At 53.8% G+C, this 13,578-nt stretch carries 14 protein-coding genes and 1 other annotated feature; of the genes, 11 read left to right on the forward strand and 3 right to left on the reverse strand.

Going from position 1 to position 13,578, the window contains the following annotated elements; translation table 11 throughout:
* Positions 1-53 precede the first annotated feature (53 nt).
* From SPM24T3_RS08450 to SPM24T3_RS08475, 6 genes are all read left to right on the forward strand, one after another.
* On the forward strand, positions 54-452 hold the full coding sequence (locus SPM24T3_RS08450; RefSeq protein WP_009636317.1) for a CidA/LrgA family protein: 399 nt from the start codon (positions 54-56) through the stop codon (positions 450-452).
* Entirely contained in the window at positions 449-1,141 is a 693-nt protein-coding gene (locus SPM24T3_RS08455; RefSeq protein ID WP_009636318.1) for a CidB/LrgB family autolysis modulator, read from the forward strand. The genes SPM24T3_RS08450 and SPM24T3_RS08455 overlap by 4 nt, the downstream gene beginning before the upstream one ends.
* Before the next feature lie 243 nt (positions 1,142-1,384).
* The gene (locus SPM24T3_RS08460; RefSeq protein WP_009636319.1) at positions 1,385-2,842 is read left to right on the forward strand and encodes a M20 family metallopeptidase; all 1,458 of its coding nucleotides are present in this window, start codon (positions 1,385-1,387) and stop codon (positions 2,840-2,842) included.
* Positions 2,843-2,870: 28 nt separating this feature from the next.
* A complete protein-coding gene (locus SPM24T3_RS08465; protein ID WP_009636320.1) occupies positions 2,871-3,587 on the forward strand; it encodes an ABC transporter permease in 717 nt (238 codons plus the stop codon).
* Positions 3,587-4,312, forward strand: a complete 726-nt coding sequence (locus SPM24T3_RS08470) for an ABC transporter permease (RefSeq protein WP_009636322.1) — start codon at positions 3,587-3,589, stop codon at positions 4,310-4,312. The genes SPM24T3_RS08465 and SPM24T3_RS08470 overlap by 1 nt, the downstream gene beginning before the upstream one ends.
* 77 nt (positions 4,313-4,389) lie before the next feature.
* Positions 4,390-5,247 carry a transporter substrate-binding domain-containing protein gene (locus tag SPM24T3_RS08475; protein WP_009636323.1) on the forward strand — a complete coding sequence of 286 codons (858 nt, stop codon included), beginning with the start codon at positions 4,390-4,392 and terminating at the stop codon, positions 5,245-5,247.
* 88 nt (positions 5,248-5,335) lie between these two features.
* On the opposite strand, the gene SPM24T3_RS08480 is transcribed toward SPM24T3_RS08475, so the two are convergent.
* Complete coding sequence (locus SPM24T3_RS08480; RefSeq protein WP_009636324.1) at positions 5,336-6,415, reverse strand: LacI family DNA-binding transcriptional regulator; 1,080 nt, start codon at positions 6,413-6,415, stop codon at positions 5,336-5,338.
* A gap of 203 nt (positions 6,416-6,618) precedes the next feature.
* On the opposite strand from SPM24T3_RS08480, the gene SPM24T3_RS08485 reads away from it, so the two are divergent.
* The 4 genes from SPM24T3_RS08485 (at position 6,619) to SPM24T3_RS08500 (ending at position 10,302) form a co-directional block, all read left to right on the forward strand.
* On the forward strand, positions 6,619-7,446 hold the full coding sequence (locus tag SPM24T3_RS08485) for an ABC transporter substrate-binding protein (protein ID WP_009636325.1): 828 nt from the start codon (positions 6,619-6,621) through the stop codon (positions 7,444-7,446).
* 75 nt (positions 7,447-7,521) lie between these two features.
* A complete protein-coding gene (locus tag SPM24T3_RS08490) occupies positions 7,522-8,340 on the forward strand; it encodes an amino acid ABC transporter permease (protein WP_009636326.1) in 819 nt (272 codons plus the stop codon).
* Positions 8,341-8,342: 2 nt separating this feature from the next.
* Positions 8,343-9,110 carry an amino acid ABC transporter ATP-binding protein gene (locus SPM24T3_RS08495; RefSeq protein WP_009636327.1) on the forward strand — a complete coding sequence of 256 codons (768 nt, stop codon included), beginning with the start codon at positions 8,343-8,345 and terminating at the stop codon, positions 9,108-9,110.
* A 67-nt stretch (positions 9,111-9,177) separates the two neighbouring features.
* Entirely contained in the window at positions 9,178-10,302 is a 1,125-nt protein-coding gene (locus SPM24T3_RS08500; protein ID WP_009636328.1) for an FAD-binding oxidoreductase, read from the forward strand.
* 88 nt (positions 10,303-10,390) lie between these two features.
* Here SPM24T3_RS08500 and SPM24T3_RS08505 read toward each other — a convergent pair whose 3' ends face one another.
* Both SPM24T3_RS08505 and SPM24T3_RS08510 read right to left on the reverse strand, forming a co-directional pair.
* Positions 10,391-11,170, reverse strand: coding sequence for an ABC transporter ATP-binding protein (locus SPM24T3_RS08505; RefSeq protein ID WP_009636329.1), 780 nt, complete (start codon positions 11,168-11,170; stop codon positions 10,391-10,393).
* Positions 11,171-11,278: 108 nt separating this feature from the next.
* Positions 11,279-12,112, reverse strand: coding sequence for an SDR family oxidoreductase (locus tag SPM24T3_RS08510; RefSeq protein ID WP_009636330.1), 834 nt, complete (start codon positions 12,110-12,112; stop codon positions 11,279-11,281).
* Between the two features lie 388 nt (positions 12,113-12,500).
* Positions 12,501-12,624 (forward strand) — a sequence feature (His leader region).
* A gap of 54 nt (positions 12,625-12,678) precedes the next feature.
* Here SPM24T3_RS08510 and hisG point away from each other — a divergent pair.
* A complete protein-coding gene (gene hisG / locus SPM24T3_RS08515) occupies positions 12,679-13,578 on the forward strand; it encodes an ATP phosphoribosyltransferase (RefSeq protein ID WP_009636331.1) in 900 nt (299 codons plus the stop codon).

Raw genomic sequence — 13,578 nt, forward strand, 5'->3', positions numbered from 1 at the left:
ACAAAGAAAATTTAATTGTATGATGAATGAATATTTAGACTAGGGTAAAGGCCATGAGAACTGCACTATCACTACCGATTCAATATATACGGGCATTTGTGCTGATATATGCCTGCTTATATGCTGGGAACGCGATTTCCGCCCTGCTACCACTGACCATTCCTGGCAGCATTATCGGCATGCTTATCCTGTTCACCCTGCTTTCAACGCAAATCCTGCCTTATCAATGGATCAAGCCAGGCTGTAGCGTGTTAATCCGCTACATGGCTCTGCTGTTTGTGCCTATTGGCGTTGGAGTGATGAACTATTACGATCAGCTGCGCACCCAGTTTGGTCCATTGCTGGTTTCATGTGTAGTCAGCACGTTGATTGTTTTAGTGGTGGTGGCATTTTCTTCTCACCTCATTCACGGCGAGCGACCGGTAGCGGGTAAAGCGGAGGATGAACAATGAGTCAGATCTGGTGGTCCCTGCCGTTAACCCTGCTGGTTTACTTCGCCACCCGTAGGCTGGCAATCAAGCTACGTATGCCGCTGCTTAACCCTTTGCTGATGTCGATGGTAATCATTATTCCTTTACTGCTGGTCACTCACATTCCGTATGCGCGCTATTTTGCCGGCAGTAAGATTCTGAATGACCTGTTACAACCGGCGGTGGTTGCACTGGCTTTTCCACTGTACGAACAGCTGCACCAGATCCGCGCGCGCTGGAAATCCATCATCAGCATCTGCTTTATCGGCAGTGTGGTAGCGATGACCACAGGCACGGCGATCGCTTTATGGATGGGCGCAACGCCGCAAATTGCCGCCTCGGTCCTGCCTAAATCAGTGACAACGCCCATTGCCATGGCCGCCGCGCAGTCGATTAACGGGATTCCGGCGATAAGCGCGGTATGTGTGATTTTCGTTGGTATTCTCGGTGCGGTGTTTGGCCATAGCATTCTGAATTTACTAAAGATAACCACCAAAGCCTCACGAGGGTTGGCAATGGGCAACGCCTCGCACGCTTTGGGAACCGCTCGCTGTGCCGAGGTCGATTATCAGGAAGGCGCGTACAGCTCTCTGGCGCTGGTGATTTGCGGCATTATTACTTCGCTGCTGGCCCCGTTCCTGTTTCCTATCCTGTTAAAACTGTTTGGTTAATCCTTTATTTACTGCGGCAGGGATTGCCGCACCATTTTCAGTCATTGGGACCCGCCGACACCCGCCCTGATGGATCATTTTAGTTCAACGCTTTAACCTCGCCCATTCTCACGCCGCGCTCCACCAGCCAACCGCTCCCTGTTTTCATAAATTTTAATATTGATAAAATTTTGGCCTCTTTATTGCTTGGTAGATTGCCCTGTATATACAAGCTACTTTCTCCAGCCAATAAGGATTATTGCCATGCAGCCTACCTCCTCGCCAGAATCTCAAGATTCAGTTGATGCTTTGCTCAAGCAAACTTGGGCACTGATCGATGAAAAGAAAGGCATCTTCTGGGACCTCAGCGATCGTATCTGGGAAACGCCTGAGGTTAACTATACCGAATTCAAATCTTCAAAAGCGCATTTGGAACTGTTGAAACAGCAGGGATTTCGCGTCACCGAAGGCGTGGCAGACTTACCCACGGCGATGATGGGGGAAGCAGGCGCAGGCGGTCCGATAATTGCCATTCTGGGGGAATATGATGCCTTGCCGGGGCTGAGCCAGCAGGCCGATGTTGCTGAACCTTTGCCTCTGCAAGACGGCGCCAACGGTCACGGCTGCGGCCACAATATGCTGGGTTCTTCTGCGCTGCTGGCAGCGACCGCAGTAAAAGATTATCTCGAAGCCAGCGGGCTACCGGGCCGAGTCCGTTATTACGGCTGCCCGGCGGAGGAAGGCGGCTCCGCCAAAGGATTTATGGTGCGCGCCGGGTTGTTTGACGACGTTGATGTCGCCATCTGCTGGCACCCTGGCGCGTTTAACGGCGTGATGGATGCCAACTCGCTGGCCTGTAACGAGCTTAATTATCACTTTTCTGGCCGTGCTGCCCACGCAGCGGCGACACCGCATCTCGGTCGCAGCGCGCTGGATGCCGTGGAGCTGATGAACGTCGGCATCAACTATTTACGCGAACATATGCCGACCAGCGCGCGCATTCACTATGCGATTACCGACAGCGGCGGTTTCTCGCCCAACGTGGTGCAAGCCAAAGCCACGGTGCGTTATCTGGTGCGCACCCGCACCCTGCCTGAGCTGACCGAACTGCTTAAACGCGTCGATAAAGTCGCTCAGGGCGCTGCGCTGATGACCGAAACGACCATGAAGAGCAACGTCCTCTCCGGTGATGCCAATCTGATCGGCAACCGCGTGCTGGAAGAGCTGATGCAGTCTCATCTTGAACAGCTGGGTGGACCGGGTTTCGACGATGCCGATCGCGCTTACGCCGCGCGTTTTCAGCAGACTATGTCGCAAGAGGAAATCAGCAGCGCCTTCCAGCGCATGGGGCAAGAATATAAGCCGGGTGAGTTGCTGTGCGACTACGTCGTGCCGCTGGATCGTCCTGAAAGCTCGATGATTGGCTCTACAGACGTCGGTTCTGTCAGCTGGGTCGTGCCGACCGTGCAATGTCGCAGCGCAACCTACACCATTGGCACGCCGGGCCACTCGTGGCAGCTGGTAGCCCAGGGTAAATCCTCACTGGCGCACAAAGGACTGACCCACTCTGCCAAACTGATGGCCAGCACTGCCCTGAATCTGTTTACCCGGCCGGATCTGATTATCGCTGCGAAAGCCGAGCACGATCGCCGACTGGCCGGCACGCCGTTTGTAAATCCTATTCCTGATGATGTACAGCCGCCGTTCCCCGGTAGCCATTGATTGCGCCCCGACTGACAAGGAATAAGAAATGGGTAATCTGGGATTTTTTGAGACGCTGAGCTTTGGCCCCGGAGGTTGGGGGCCGATGCTGTTATCCGGTGCGCTAATGACCGTTGCCCTTTCGCTGTCCGGCTTTTTACTGGCTGCGGTGATTGGCGGAGTATTTTCGTGGGCAAAAATCAGTGGCAATCGGCCAGTGCGTTATTTCGCCGATGCCTACACCACGGTAGTTCGCGGCATCCCCGACCTGCTGATTATCTATCTGCTGTACTTTGGCGGCAGTCAGATCCTGACCAGCCTCGGCAAGCTGTTTGGTGAAGGGCAGTTTATTAGCTTCCCCGGTTTTCTGGCCGGTATGTTAGCCGTGGGAATTGCCGCCGGAGCGCAGCAGACGGAAGTATTTCGCGGCGCTTTCTATGCCATCGCGCCCGGGGAGCTCGAAGCTGCCAAAGCCTTTGGCATGAGTCCGTGGGTGCGCATTCACCGCATCATTATTCCCCTGCTGCTGCGTCACGCGCTGCCAGGCATGGGCAATGTCTGGCAGTTGGTGCTAAAAGCCGCAGCGCTGGTGTCGGTGACCGGTCTGGCCGAACTGATGAACAAAGCGCAAACCGGCGCCGGGTCTACCGGTAAGCCGTTTGACTTTTACTGTGCCGCCGCGCTGCTGTATCTGGTGATCTCGGCCTTTTCCGGCTGGTCGCTGCGTCGAGCGGAAGTACATTATTCTCGCGGGGTTAAACGCTGATGGATTTTCCATTCCTGTGGGACACCTTGCTACAACTGCTGCCCGGTATTCCCCTGACGCTGCAACTGACTTTTTACTCGATAGTGATGGGCTTTTGTCTGGCACTGCTACTGGCTTTTGCCCGCCTCTCGCCCTATCGCTGGCTCAGCGAGCCCGCGCGCTGCTACGTGTTCTGTTTTCGCGGCACGCCATTGCTGGTACAGCTATTTTTGATTTACTACGGGCTGGGTCAATTCGAAAGCGTTCGCCACAGTTTTTTATGGCCAATACTGCGTGAGCCCTACGGCTGCGCGCTGCTATCACTGTCTTTGTGTACTGCGGCCTACGGCAGCGAAATTCTGCGCGGCGGCCTGCTTGCTGTTCCGCACGGAGCCATCGAAGCGGCCCGGGCCTGTGGTATGTCGCGCCTGTTAATGGTGAGGCGAATTATTTTTCCCATTGCCATCCGTCAAGCGTTACCGGCCTACGGCAACGAGCTGATTTCTATGGTTCAGTCCACGTCGCTGTGCTCAATCATCACCCTGATGGATATCACCGGCATTGCCGCGCAGATAATTTCCGACACCTATCGCGCGCTGGAAGTGTTTTTGGTGACTGGCCTGATTTATCTGCTGATCAATTTGGTGATAAGCCGCCTGGTGATGCTGGTCGAGTACCGCCTCACTCCCCATTTACGCGCTCCGGTGACCCGCACGGTAAAAAAGCCGTTGGGTGAGGTGCATTAATCAATCCATTTTTTCGTGCCCAATGGCACAACATCCAGCGGTTATTTAATCAATGCTATAAAAAGAGGTTATAAAACATGAAATTGGCAAGACTGGTCAGTGCATTGTGTTTAGCGGCAACGCTGTCTGTGAGTTTTAGCAGCCACGCGGAAGAAGGAAAAAAATGGACCGTAGTAAAAATTGCCACCGAGGGGGCTTTCCGCCCGTTTAACTTCACTAAACCTGACGGCACACTGGACGGCTTCGAAATCGATTTATACAAGGTTTTGTGCCAGAAAATGAACGTCAAATGTGAAATTGTGGTGCAGCCGTTTGCCGGGATCATTCCAGCCCTCAACGCCGGTAAGTTTGACGCCATTATTGACGGCCTATCAGCCACTGACGCCCGTAAAAAAATCATCGATTTCTCGATCCCCTACAGCAATGCAGGACAGACTTTTGCGGTGCTGAAAGACAGCCCGCTGGCCAAAATGCCAGACCTCGGCAAGCGTTTCTCATTGACCACCGATGAAGCCGGAGCCGAAGCCGAAGTGGCAAAAATCGCACCGCTGCTGAAAGGGAAAATTGTCGGTGTGCAAGGCTCGTCAATTGGCGAACAGTTCCTGCAAAAATATATGAAAGGTATAGTGACGATCCGCCAGTATAAAACCACTGAGGAGCACGATCTGGACCTTAAATCAGGCCGCGTAGATATGGTCTTTGCCTCGGCAACCTATTTGACCGGCGCGAAAGCCAAGCCCGGGAACGAGGATATCCAGCTGGCTGGACCGCAGTTTATTGGCGGGCTGCTCGGCTCGGGTTCCGCAGTGGGTATCCGCAAGAGCGATCCTGAGTTGAAGAAGATGTTTGACGACGCCATCATGCAAACCAAGCAAGACGGCACGCTGAAAAAGCTGGCTCTGAAATGGTTCGGTACAGATACCGTTCCACATTAACCTGCCTTAAACCCTCTCCCCATGGCGAGGGTTTACCTTTGTTCCTGGACCTTTATTCGGCCTGCATGAGAAGTCGCGAGTCGTGGAGCTAGCATCCCGGTGCCGAAACTGTTCCAATCGACTTTCTAGAAATAAACTCTGCGCCAAAGGCCGGCATCGGGCCAGGCTCTTCGCCACGCAATTCACAGATCATTCTACGCGCCGCTTCTCTACCCATCTCGTAAACGGGCTGATCAATCACTGACAGCGGCGGCGTAACAATCTCGGTCCACGGGAAATTATCAAACATCACAAATGAAACATCCTGCGGCACCCGCAGCCCGCGATGACCCAACTCGCGTAACAGACTCATGGCGATCACACTGTCCGAGGCGATAATTGCGCTCGGCGGAACTGTTTCATTAAACAACTGCTCGATAATCCCCGCTATCGCCCGTTCGCTGCTGGCAGAACCGCGAATTAGCTCAGGAATAAACGGTAACGCCTGCTCGGCAAAAGCCAGCTCCATGCCCGCAACCCGCTGTGCTACCGGCGTCAGGCCCAGCTCGTCGGAACAGGCAAAAGGCTTGCTGAAGGTCATGCTGGTAAGATAGGCAATACGGCGATGCCCTGCCGCCAGCAGCGCCAGCGTGGCCTGTTTCGCCGAGGCGGTAAAATCAATGACGATGGCCTCAACGTCAAGATCAGGCACCGAACGGTCAAACAGTTTTAACACTCTGCCGTCGGCAACGATCTGCGCCAGATGCTGATTGTCATTGGGAAGCGAGGAGCAAGGCGCAATGATCACACCATCGACCTGCTTATCGAGCATGACTCGCACCGCATCCTGCTCGACCGCCAGCGTTTCGTCGCTGTTGCTCAGCAGCAGGTGAAACCCCGCCTGCCTTGCCACGTCGGAGATGCCGCGCAGCGCCAGCCCAAAGTGCGGATTTTCGATATCACCGACAATCACCCCCAGCGTATTGGACTTGCCAGTATTCATGCTGCGCGCCAGCTCGTTGGGCCGATAAGCCAGCTTTTCTGCCGCAGCCATCACTCGAGTCAATACTTCTTCACTGACCGAACCGTATCCCCCCAGCGCCCTTGCCGCCTGGGCTTTGGAGACCTGAGCTTCGCGGGCGACGTCCGCCACTGTCGGCGCTTTACTGCGCAAGTTGCCTGTTGTCATAAGTTATTCGTATCACACCTTTGGTTAAGGGCAATTGACTGTCGGATAAAGCCGTTGCTAGTATCATCATAACTGATTTGAGACCGGTCTCACAATGATTGAACTCACTAATCAGCACCTGCATTGAGACCGGTATCTAAAAAAATATAAAGAACCGGGAATCAATAGTCGTTGATGTTAAATACAACAAAAACGGACTCACCATGAAATCGCAAAAGACCCTGATTAAGCTGGCTACTGCACTGATCGTTTCAGTTTCACTCTTTTCTCTTTCGGCCCCGTTCGCCTTGGCAGCGGGCAAGCAGGACAACCCTTACGGGCTTATCGAACCCGGCGAACTGCGAGTGGCCAGCCTGGGTGACGCCAAGCCTTACACCTTCACCGACGCCTCGGGCAATTTCACCGGTTTTGATGTCGAATTTTTTACCGATGTTGCTCACCGAATCGGCATTAACAAGGTCAGTTTTATCGGGCAGGATTTCGCTGGCATTTTACCCTCGGTGGCAAACGGTCGCTATGACGCGGGAGTCGCGGCGATTGGTATCACTCCGGCGCGTTCAAAAGTGGTCGATTTCTCCGACGGCTATCTGGCAGGTTATCTCACCGTGCTGACCCGCAAAGATTCCGGCGTGACTGATGTGAAAACGCTGGCGAAACATCGTCTGGCGGTGGTTCAGGGCACATTGCAGGAAAATTACGCGGTGGAGCATTTTACTCAAACCGATCTGGTCCGCTTCCCTGATAACAACGCGGCGATATCAGCGCTGAATAACGGCACGGTTGACGCCGACTTTCTGGATTACGAGGCGGCAAAAGACTACGCCGCGCGTTATGGTTTAGTACACGCAGCCGATATTCCTTCTTTTGATGCACCGGCAGGTTTCGCTATTGCCAAAGGTAATCCGGTATTCAAGGCCGCATTGGACAAGGCGATTAAGGCCTCGATGCAGGACGGCACCTGGAAAAAGCTTTACCAGAAATGGTTCCCTGGCTCACCGATGCCAAAACAATACCTGCCGCATGAGGGTTAATCCCCCCTGTTTCCCGCAGTCTCTTTTCATCCGCTGGTGAGGGCAACCTCACCCCGTTAAAGAGCGAGTCTCTGTATGAGCCTGTTCGAAATGCTTCACCGGACGTTCTTCGATTTCAGCTCGATGGCCGAAGTGCTTCCTCAGCTGTTAAAAGTCGGGCTGATGAATACGCTGATTATCTCGGTGGCGGCGACGCTGCTGGGGACGAGCATCGGGCTGATTCTGGCGCTGATGGGGATCTCCCCCTCACGCTGGTTGCGAGTTCCTTCGCGCATTTATACCGATCTGTTTCGCGGCCTGCCATCGATCCTGACTATCTTACTGATTGGTCAGGGACTGGCTCGTTACAGCTATGAGCTGTTTGGCCCTTCGCCCTACCCGCTGGGGATTTTTGCCCTCAGCCTGATTGCCAGTGCTTACATGGGGGAAATTTTCCGCGCCGGGATCCAAAGCGTGGAGAAAGGCCAGCTTGAAGCCTGTCGCGCGCTGGGCATGAGCTATGGTCGCGCTATGCGGCTGGTGATTGTGCCGCAGGGTATTCGCCGGGTGCTACCGGCGCTGGTGAACCAGTTTATTGCGATTATCAAGGACTCGTCGCTGGTTTATCTGCTCGGCCTGATGGTCAACGAACGCGAGCTTTTTCGCGTCGGCCAGGACGCCGCCGTGCTTACCGGTAATCTGTCGCCGCTGATGCTGGCGGGCCTGTTCTACCTGATGATCACTGTGCCGATGACTCATCTGGTCAACTACGTCGATGAGCGTTTTCGCACCGGTCGGCGCAAAATGACGCGCCCGGTCAGCAGTCTGAAAGAGGTCGATGAGCTGCAACAACTGAATTCACGCACCGCTGCCAGTAATAGCAGCACGCCTTTAACCAGCGAACGGGGGCAATAGTCATGACCTTAGCCACTCCCTCGACTGAAGCAGTGCCGACCTTTCACGGTGCCAGTGTGGAAATAAGCAATCTGACGCTGGCCTTTGGCGATATTCAGGTGCTGCGTAATGTTTCACTTAAGGTTGCGCCCGGCACCACCACCTGCATCATCGGGCCTTCTGGTTCCGGCAAGTCAACCCTGCTACGCGGCATTAATCGCCTGCACGAACCGCAGTCCGGCGACGTAATTGTCTCTGGCCGTTCGGTGTTGAAAGACTCGCCCGACGCTCTGCGGCTGCGAATCGGCATGGTGTTCCAGCATTTTAATCTGTTCCCGGATCATACCGCGCTGGAAAACGTTGCGATGGCGCCGTGGAAAATCAAGAAACTGCCCAAGGCACAAGCCTACCGGTTAGCGGCAGAACGGCTGAAAGAAGTCGGACTGGAGCAGCGTGCAGATCATCGCCCCCGCTATCTTTCCGGCGGGCAGCAACAGCGCGTGGCCATTGCCCGTGCGCTGGCGATGGACCCGGAGGTGATGCTGTTCGATGAGGCAACCTCGGCGCTGGACCCTGAACTGGTGAAAGGCGTGCTGAACCTGATGGCCGACCTGTGCCGCCGTGGCATGACAATGATTGTCGTCACGCACGAAATGGGGTTTGCCCGCAAGGTGGCCGATCAGGTGATTTTTATGGATGAAGGCGAAATTGTCGAATCCGGTACTCCGGAGCAAATTTTTGATAACCCGCAGTCTGCGCGGTTGCAGCGCTTCTTATCCGAAGTGCTATGAATTTTAATCACGCCGCTGAAACCGTGTGAGTCATTAAATCAGTTATTAAACAGAAGGTTAATAAATTATGTCATTGGACAACGAGAAAAAAGGCACCGTGGTGCTGGGTGGCGGAATTATTGGTATTTCCACTGCTGTGCATTTGCTTCGCCGTGGGCAACAGGTGACGCTGATTACCGAGGCCGAGCTGGTTTCAGGCGCATCGGGACGATCCCTTTCCTGGCTCAACTCCGCGGCCGATCGCACGCTGGAGTATCACGCGCTGCGCATGGCCGGAATCGACCGCTATCGTACTCTTTTTGCCCAGGACCCTTCCCGCGACTGGCTGCGTTTTGACGGCGGCCTCTTTTGGGGTGAAAACAAGCAGCAAGAGACGCTGGCTCGCTACAATTACGAGACCGCGCACGGTTATGATTCACATCTGACCGGAAAAAATTCGGTTGAAAAAATCGACCCGCAGGTCGCGGCTTCTGCCGTTGCTGAAACCGCGCTATTTAATCCGGGTGAAGGATGGGTCAGTCTGCCGCATCTGGCTAATTTCCTGATGCAGGAGTTTTATCGTCTCGATGGCCAACTGATTGAACATGCAGGAAAATCTTCTGTAGTCACTGATGCCGGCGGCAAAGCGATTGGCATTAAAACCAACAACGGCGAGACCTTTAGCGGCGAAACTGTGCTGGTCGCCTGTGGCCCGCAAACCCCTGACGTCGTTGCTCCGCTGGGTGTCACCATTCCCAACGATTCCCCGCTGTCGATGCTGGTACTGACCAGGCCGCTGGAGAAAACCATTAAAGTGGTGATGAACACTCCCCGCGTGGCCATCCGGCCTAATCCGGGTAAAACTCTGGCGCTGGACCATGACTGGTACGAATCTTCAATTACCCGCGACGCCAACGGCGAATATTCCATTCCTGAAACCGTGGTCAATCAACTGGTCGCCGAAGCGGTCAACGTGTTGAATGGCGCAGAGCAATTGCAGGCGGCAAGCTGGAAGATTGGCCTGAAACCTATTCCTGGCGATGGTGAACCAGTGCTCGGCGAACTGGCCGGCGTGCCGGGCTGCTTTGTCGCTTTCACCCACTCTGGGGCCACGCTGGCGCTTATCATTGGCGAACTGCTGGCCAGCGAAATCGCCACCGGCCAAAAACACCCACTGCTCTCGACTTTCCGCCCAGAAAGGTTTGATGCCTGATTGGGATACAGCGGGCATAGCCAATCAATTGGCCCGTTTGTCGGCGGGCCAATGTTTATTCAACATGTTTTTATCAGATAAGTCGTTGTTATGCTGGTTGTAAATGGCTGGAAATAAATTGCTGAAAACGCGGGGATCCGTTATCGCCAAACAGTTCTTGAGGAGTGCCTTTACAGTCAATTTCGCCCTGATGCAGAAACACGACCTGATTAGACACGCTGCGGGCAAAGCTCATTTCGTGAGTCACCACCAGCATAGTGCGCCCTTCCTCGGCCAGACTGCGCATCACCTTTAACACCTCGCCAACCAGCTCAGGGTCCAGCGCCGAAGTCGGTTCGTCGAACAGCATAACGTCTGGGTCCATCGCCAACGCGCGCGCAATCGCCACGCGCTGTTTCTGGCCGCCGGAAAGCTGTGACGGATAAAAGTCTTTGCGCTCAAATAACCCAACGCGTGCCAATAAAGCTTCAGCTTTCTCGATGCACTCTTTGCGACTTTTCTTCTGCACGTAGCGCGGGCCTTCCATCACGTTATCCAGTACCGTCATGTGCGACCACAAATTAAAATCCTGAAAAACCATCCCCAGCCGCGAGCGGATCTGTTCGACCTGTTTATGGCTGGCGGCCAGCTGATTGCCTTTACTGTCGCGCTTCATCACGATGGTTTCACCGCCGACCGCAACGGTGCCCGAATCCGGAGTTTCCAATAAATTAATACAGCGCAAAAAGGTACTTTTACCGGAGCCGCTGGCACCTAAAATGGAAATCACATCGCCCTGACGTGCATCCAGCGAAATACCTTTCAGCACCTCGTACTCGCCAAAAGATTTGCGGATGTCGATCATCGAAAGCGTGATAGGTGGGATCATGGGCGCGTTGCTCCTGTTAAACACTCCATTAAGTCACAGAAACAAGCAATAACGGGGCCAATATCCTCGCGCTTTGTAATTAAACGCGAGGAGTTTTAAACGTTCACTTTAATTAAGCGGCATGCGGATTGGATCAGGGTAAATATATTCGAACCCGAGCTCTTTCACGATGCGGCTGCCGTCCACCAGTTTGCCCCTTGAATCTTCAGGTTCAGTGGCAAAAGTCGGTTCTGGAAGGCCCAACTGGCGGGCCAGCAGCGGGTAAAATTGCTGTTTTGCCGGATGTGCGGGGGCACAAAGATTAAAGGTATGGCCGCCGCGCGGCAGATTCAGCAGCAGCTGGATGGCCGCCACGACATCATCCTGATGCACCAGATTGACGCCGTGATTTGCCCCTTTAACGCCCGTTTTACCGGCCAGGAATCGCCCTGGATGACGATCGGCGCCGACCAGTCCTGCCAGTCGCAACACATCAACCGAGGTATTGGGCAAATTGTGGAACCACTCTTCCAGCTCTTTAAGCACGACCCCTGCCGAAGTCACAGGTTCCAGCGGTGAGTTTTCACGCACGGTTCCTTTGCCTTCGCCATATACCGAAGTCGAGCTGGTAAACACGATGCGCGCAATATTGTGCGCCAACGCGCTGTCCACCAGCATTTGTACTGACTGGAAATAGAGCTCGCTGCCCTCGGGCGTGCGCCTGGCGGGGAGAGTGATAATTAGCGCATCGACATTTAACAACACTTCCAGATCGTCGGGATCGCACTCCAGAGTCACGCCCGGCGCGAAGTTGAGCTGATAGCATTCGATGCCGCTCATTCGCGCAGCTTCAACGCCGTCGAGAGTCGTTTTACTGCCGACCACTTTATATCCTTTGGCGCTTAGAGCAACTGCCAGCGGCATACCTAGCCAGCCTAAACCAATTATCGATACCTTCTTCATGCTGCTCTCCAATGTGTTTCTCTGTTTACCACTGACTAAAAACCAACCGCAGCGGTAACCCTGACTGTATTTTATCAGGCTTTGCCAATCAGTTTAGCAGGCTACCGCGGCCTTCTGCCTTAAACAACGGCCTAATATGTAATGATTTTTAAGCGATTACTGTCATTCGCCCAAAAGGTCCTTACCGGTCTTCTATACAATTCATTCGCAAAGCTCATTATATACTGAAAGATATTAGATTTATTTATCAGGATAAAAAAAGGTTGCGCAGCTGGGCACGGTGGTTTAGGTTAATTGGCAACTGATTTAGAAACCTATGGCTGAAAGCAGCGGTAGGAATAAAAACCATTACAGAGAAACATAAAATGCTGAACATTCTGATTAACCACCATCATCACCATCATCCTGACTAGTCTTTCAGGCAGATTGGTGCTGGGAGACTTTTAAGATCTTCCAGTGGCGCAGAATGCAGCAGTGAGCCCTCGGAAGATTTCTTCCGGGGGCTTTTTTTTACCCTTAAGATTTTAAAAACGAATTAAATCAAAACTTTAAAGACAGAGGTCATCATGTTAGACAAGAACCGTTTACGTATCGCCATGCAAAAATCCGGTCGCCTTAGCGACGACTCCCGAGAGCTGCTGGCGCGCTGCGGAATTAAAATCAACCTGCAAGAGCAGCGCCTGATTGCCTTTGCCGAGAATATGGAAATCGATATTCTGCGCGTTCGCGATGACGATATCCCGGGTCTGGTGATGGACGGCGTGGTCGACCTCGGTATCATCGGTGAAAACGTGCTGGAAGAAGAGCTGCTGGCCCGTCGCGCTCAGGGTGAAGATCCGCGTTATTTCACGCTGCGCCGTCTGGATTTCGGCGGCTGTCGCCTGTCGCTGGCCACCCCGCTGGACTTCGATTATCAAGGCCCGCAGAGCCTCGGCAACAAACGTATCGCCACTTCTTATCCGCACATCCTCAAGCAGTATTTCGACAACAAGAAACTCGACTTCAAGTCTTGCCTGCTGAACGGTTCAGTCGAAGTGGCACCGCGTGCCGGTCTGGCCGATGCGATTTGCGACCTGGTGTCTACCGGCGCAACGTTAGAAGCCAACGGCCTGAAAGAAGATGAAGTCATTTATCGTTCCAAGGCGTGCCTGATTCAGCGCGACGGCGAAATGCCGCAGTCCAAACAGCTGTTGATCGACAAACTGATGACCCGTATCCAGGGTGTGATTCAGGCTCGCGAATCCAAATACATCATGCTACATGCACCAAGCGCACAGCTGGACGAGATAATCGCCCTGCTGCCTGGAGCCGAGCGCCCTACCATTTTGCCACTGGCCAACGACAAGCAGCGCGTTGCCATGCACATGGTGAGCAGCGAAACCCTGTTCTGGGAAACCATGGAAAAACTGAAAGCGCTGGGTGCCAGTTCAATTCTGGTGCTGCCAATTGAAAAGATGATGGAGTAA

Origin of the sequence: Serratia sp. M24T3 (genome assembly GCF_000257645.1) — a bacterium.
Taxonomy (GTDB): Bacteria; Pseudomonadota; Gammaproteobacteria; order Enterobacterales; family Enterobacteriaceae; genus Rouxiella.

Coding starts and splice junctions, on each gene's coding strand:
- SPM24T3_RS08470 (WP_009636322.1), top strand. CDS start 3,587: ATGGATTTTCCATTCCTGTGGGACACCTTGCTACAACTGCTGCCCGGT.
- SPM24T3_RS08450 (WP_009636317.1), top strand. CDS start 54: ATGAGAACTGCACTATCACTACCGATTCAATATATACGGGCATTTGTG.
- SPM24T3_RS08480 (WP_009636324.1), bottom strand. CDS start 6,415: ATGACAACAGGCAACTTGCGCAGTAAAGCGCCGACAGTGGCGGACGTC.
- SPM24T3_RS08465 (WP_009636320.1), top strand. CDS start 2,871: ATGGGTAATCTGGGATTTTTTGAGACGCTGAGCTTTGGCCCCGGAGGT.
- SPM24T3_RS08505 (WP_009636329.1), bottom strand. CDS start 11,170: ATGATCCCACCTATCACGCTTTCGATGATCGACATCCGCAAATCTTTT.
- SPM24T3_RS08495 (WP_009636327.1), top strand. CDS start 8,343: ATGACCTTAGCCACTCCCTCGACTGAAGCAGTGCCGACCTTTCACGGT.
- SPM24T3_RS08475 (WP_009636323.1), top strand. CDS start 4,390: ATGAAATTGGCAAGACTGGTCAGTGCATTGTGTTTAGCGGCAACGCTG.
- SPM24T3_RS08460 (WP_009636319.1), top strand. CDS start 1,385: ATGCAGCCTACCTCCTCGCCAGAATCTCAAGATTCAGTTGATGCTTTG.
- SPM24T3_RS08455 (WP_009636318.1), top strand. CDS start 449: ATGAGTCAGATCTGGTGGTCCCTGCCGTTAACCCTGCTGGTTTACTTC.
- hisG (WP_009636331.1), top strand. CDS start 12,679: ATGTTAGACAAGAACCGTTTACGTATCGCCATGCAAAAATCCGGTCGC.
- SPM24T3_RS08510 (WP_009636330.1), bottom strand. CDS start 12,112: ATGAAGAAGGTATCGATAATTGGTTTAGGCTGGCTAGGTATGCCGCTG.
- SPM24T3_RS08500 (WP_009636328.1), top strand. CDS start 9,178: ATGTCATTGGACAACGAGAAAAAAGGCACCGTGGTGCTGGGTGGCGGA.
- SPM24T3_RS08485 (WP_009636325.1), top strand. CDS start 6,619: ATGAAATCGCAAAAGACCCTGATTAAGCTGGCTACTGCACTGATCGTT.
- SPM24T3_RS08490 (WP_009636326.1), top strand. CDS start 7,522: ATGAGCCTGTTCGAAATGCTTCACCGGACGTTCTTCGATTTCAGCTCG.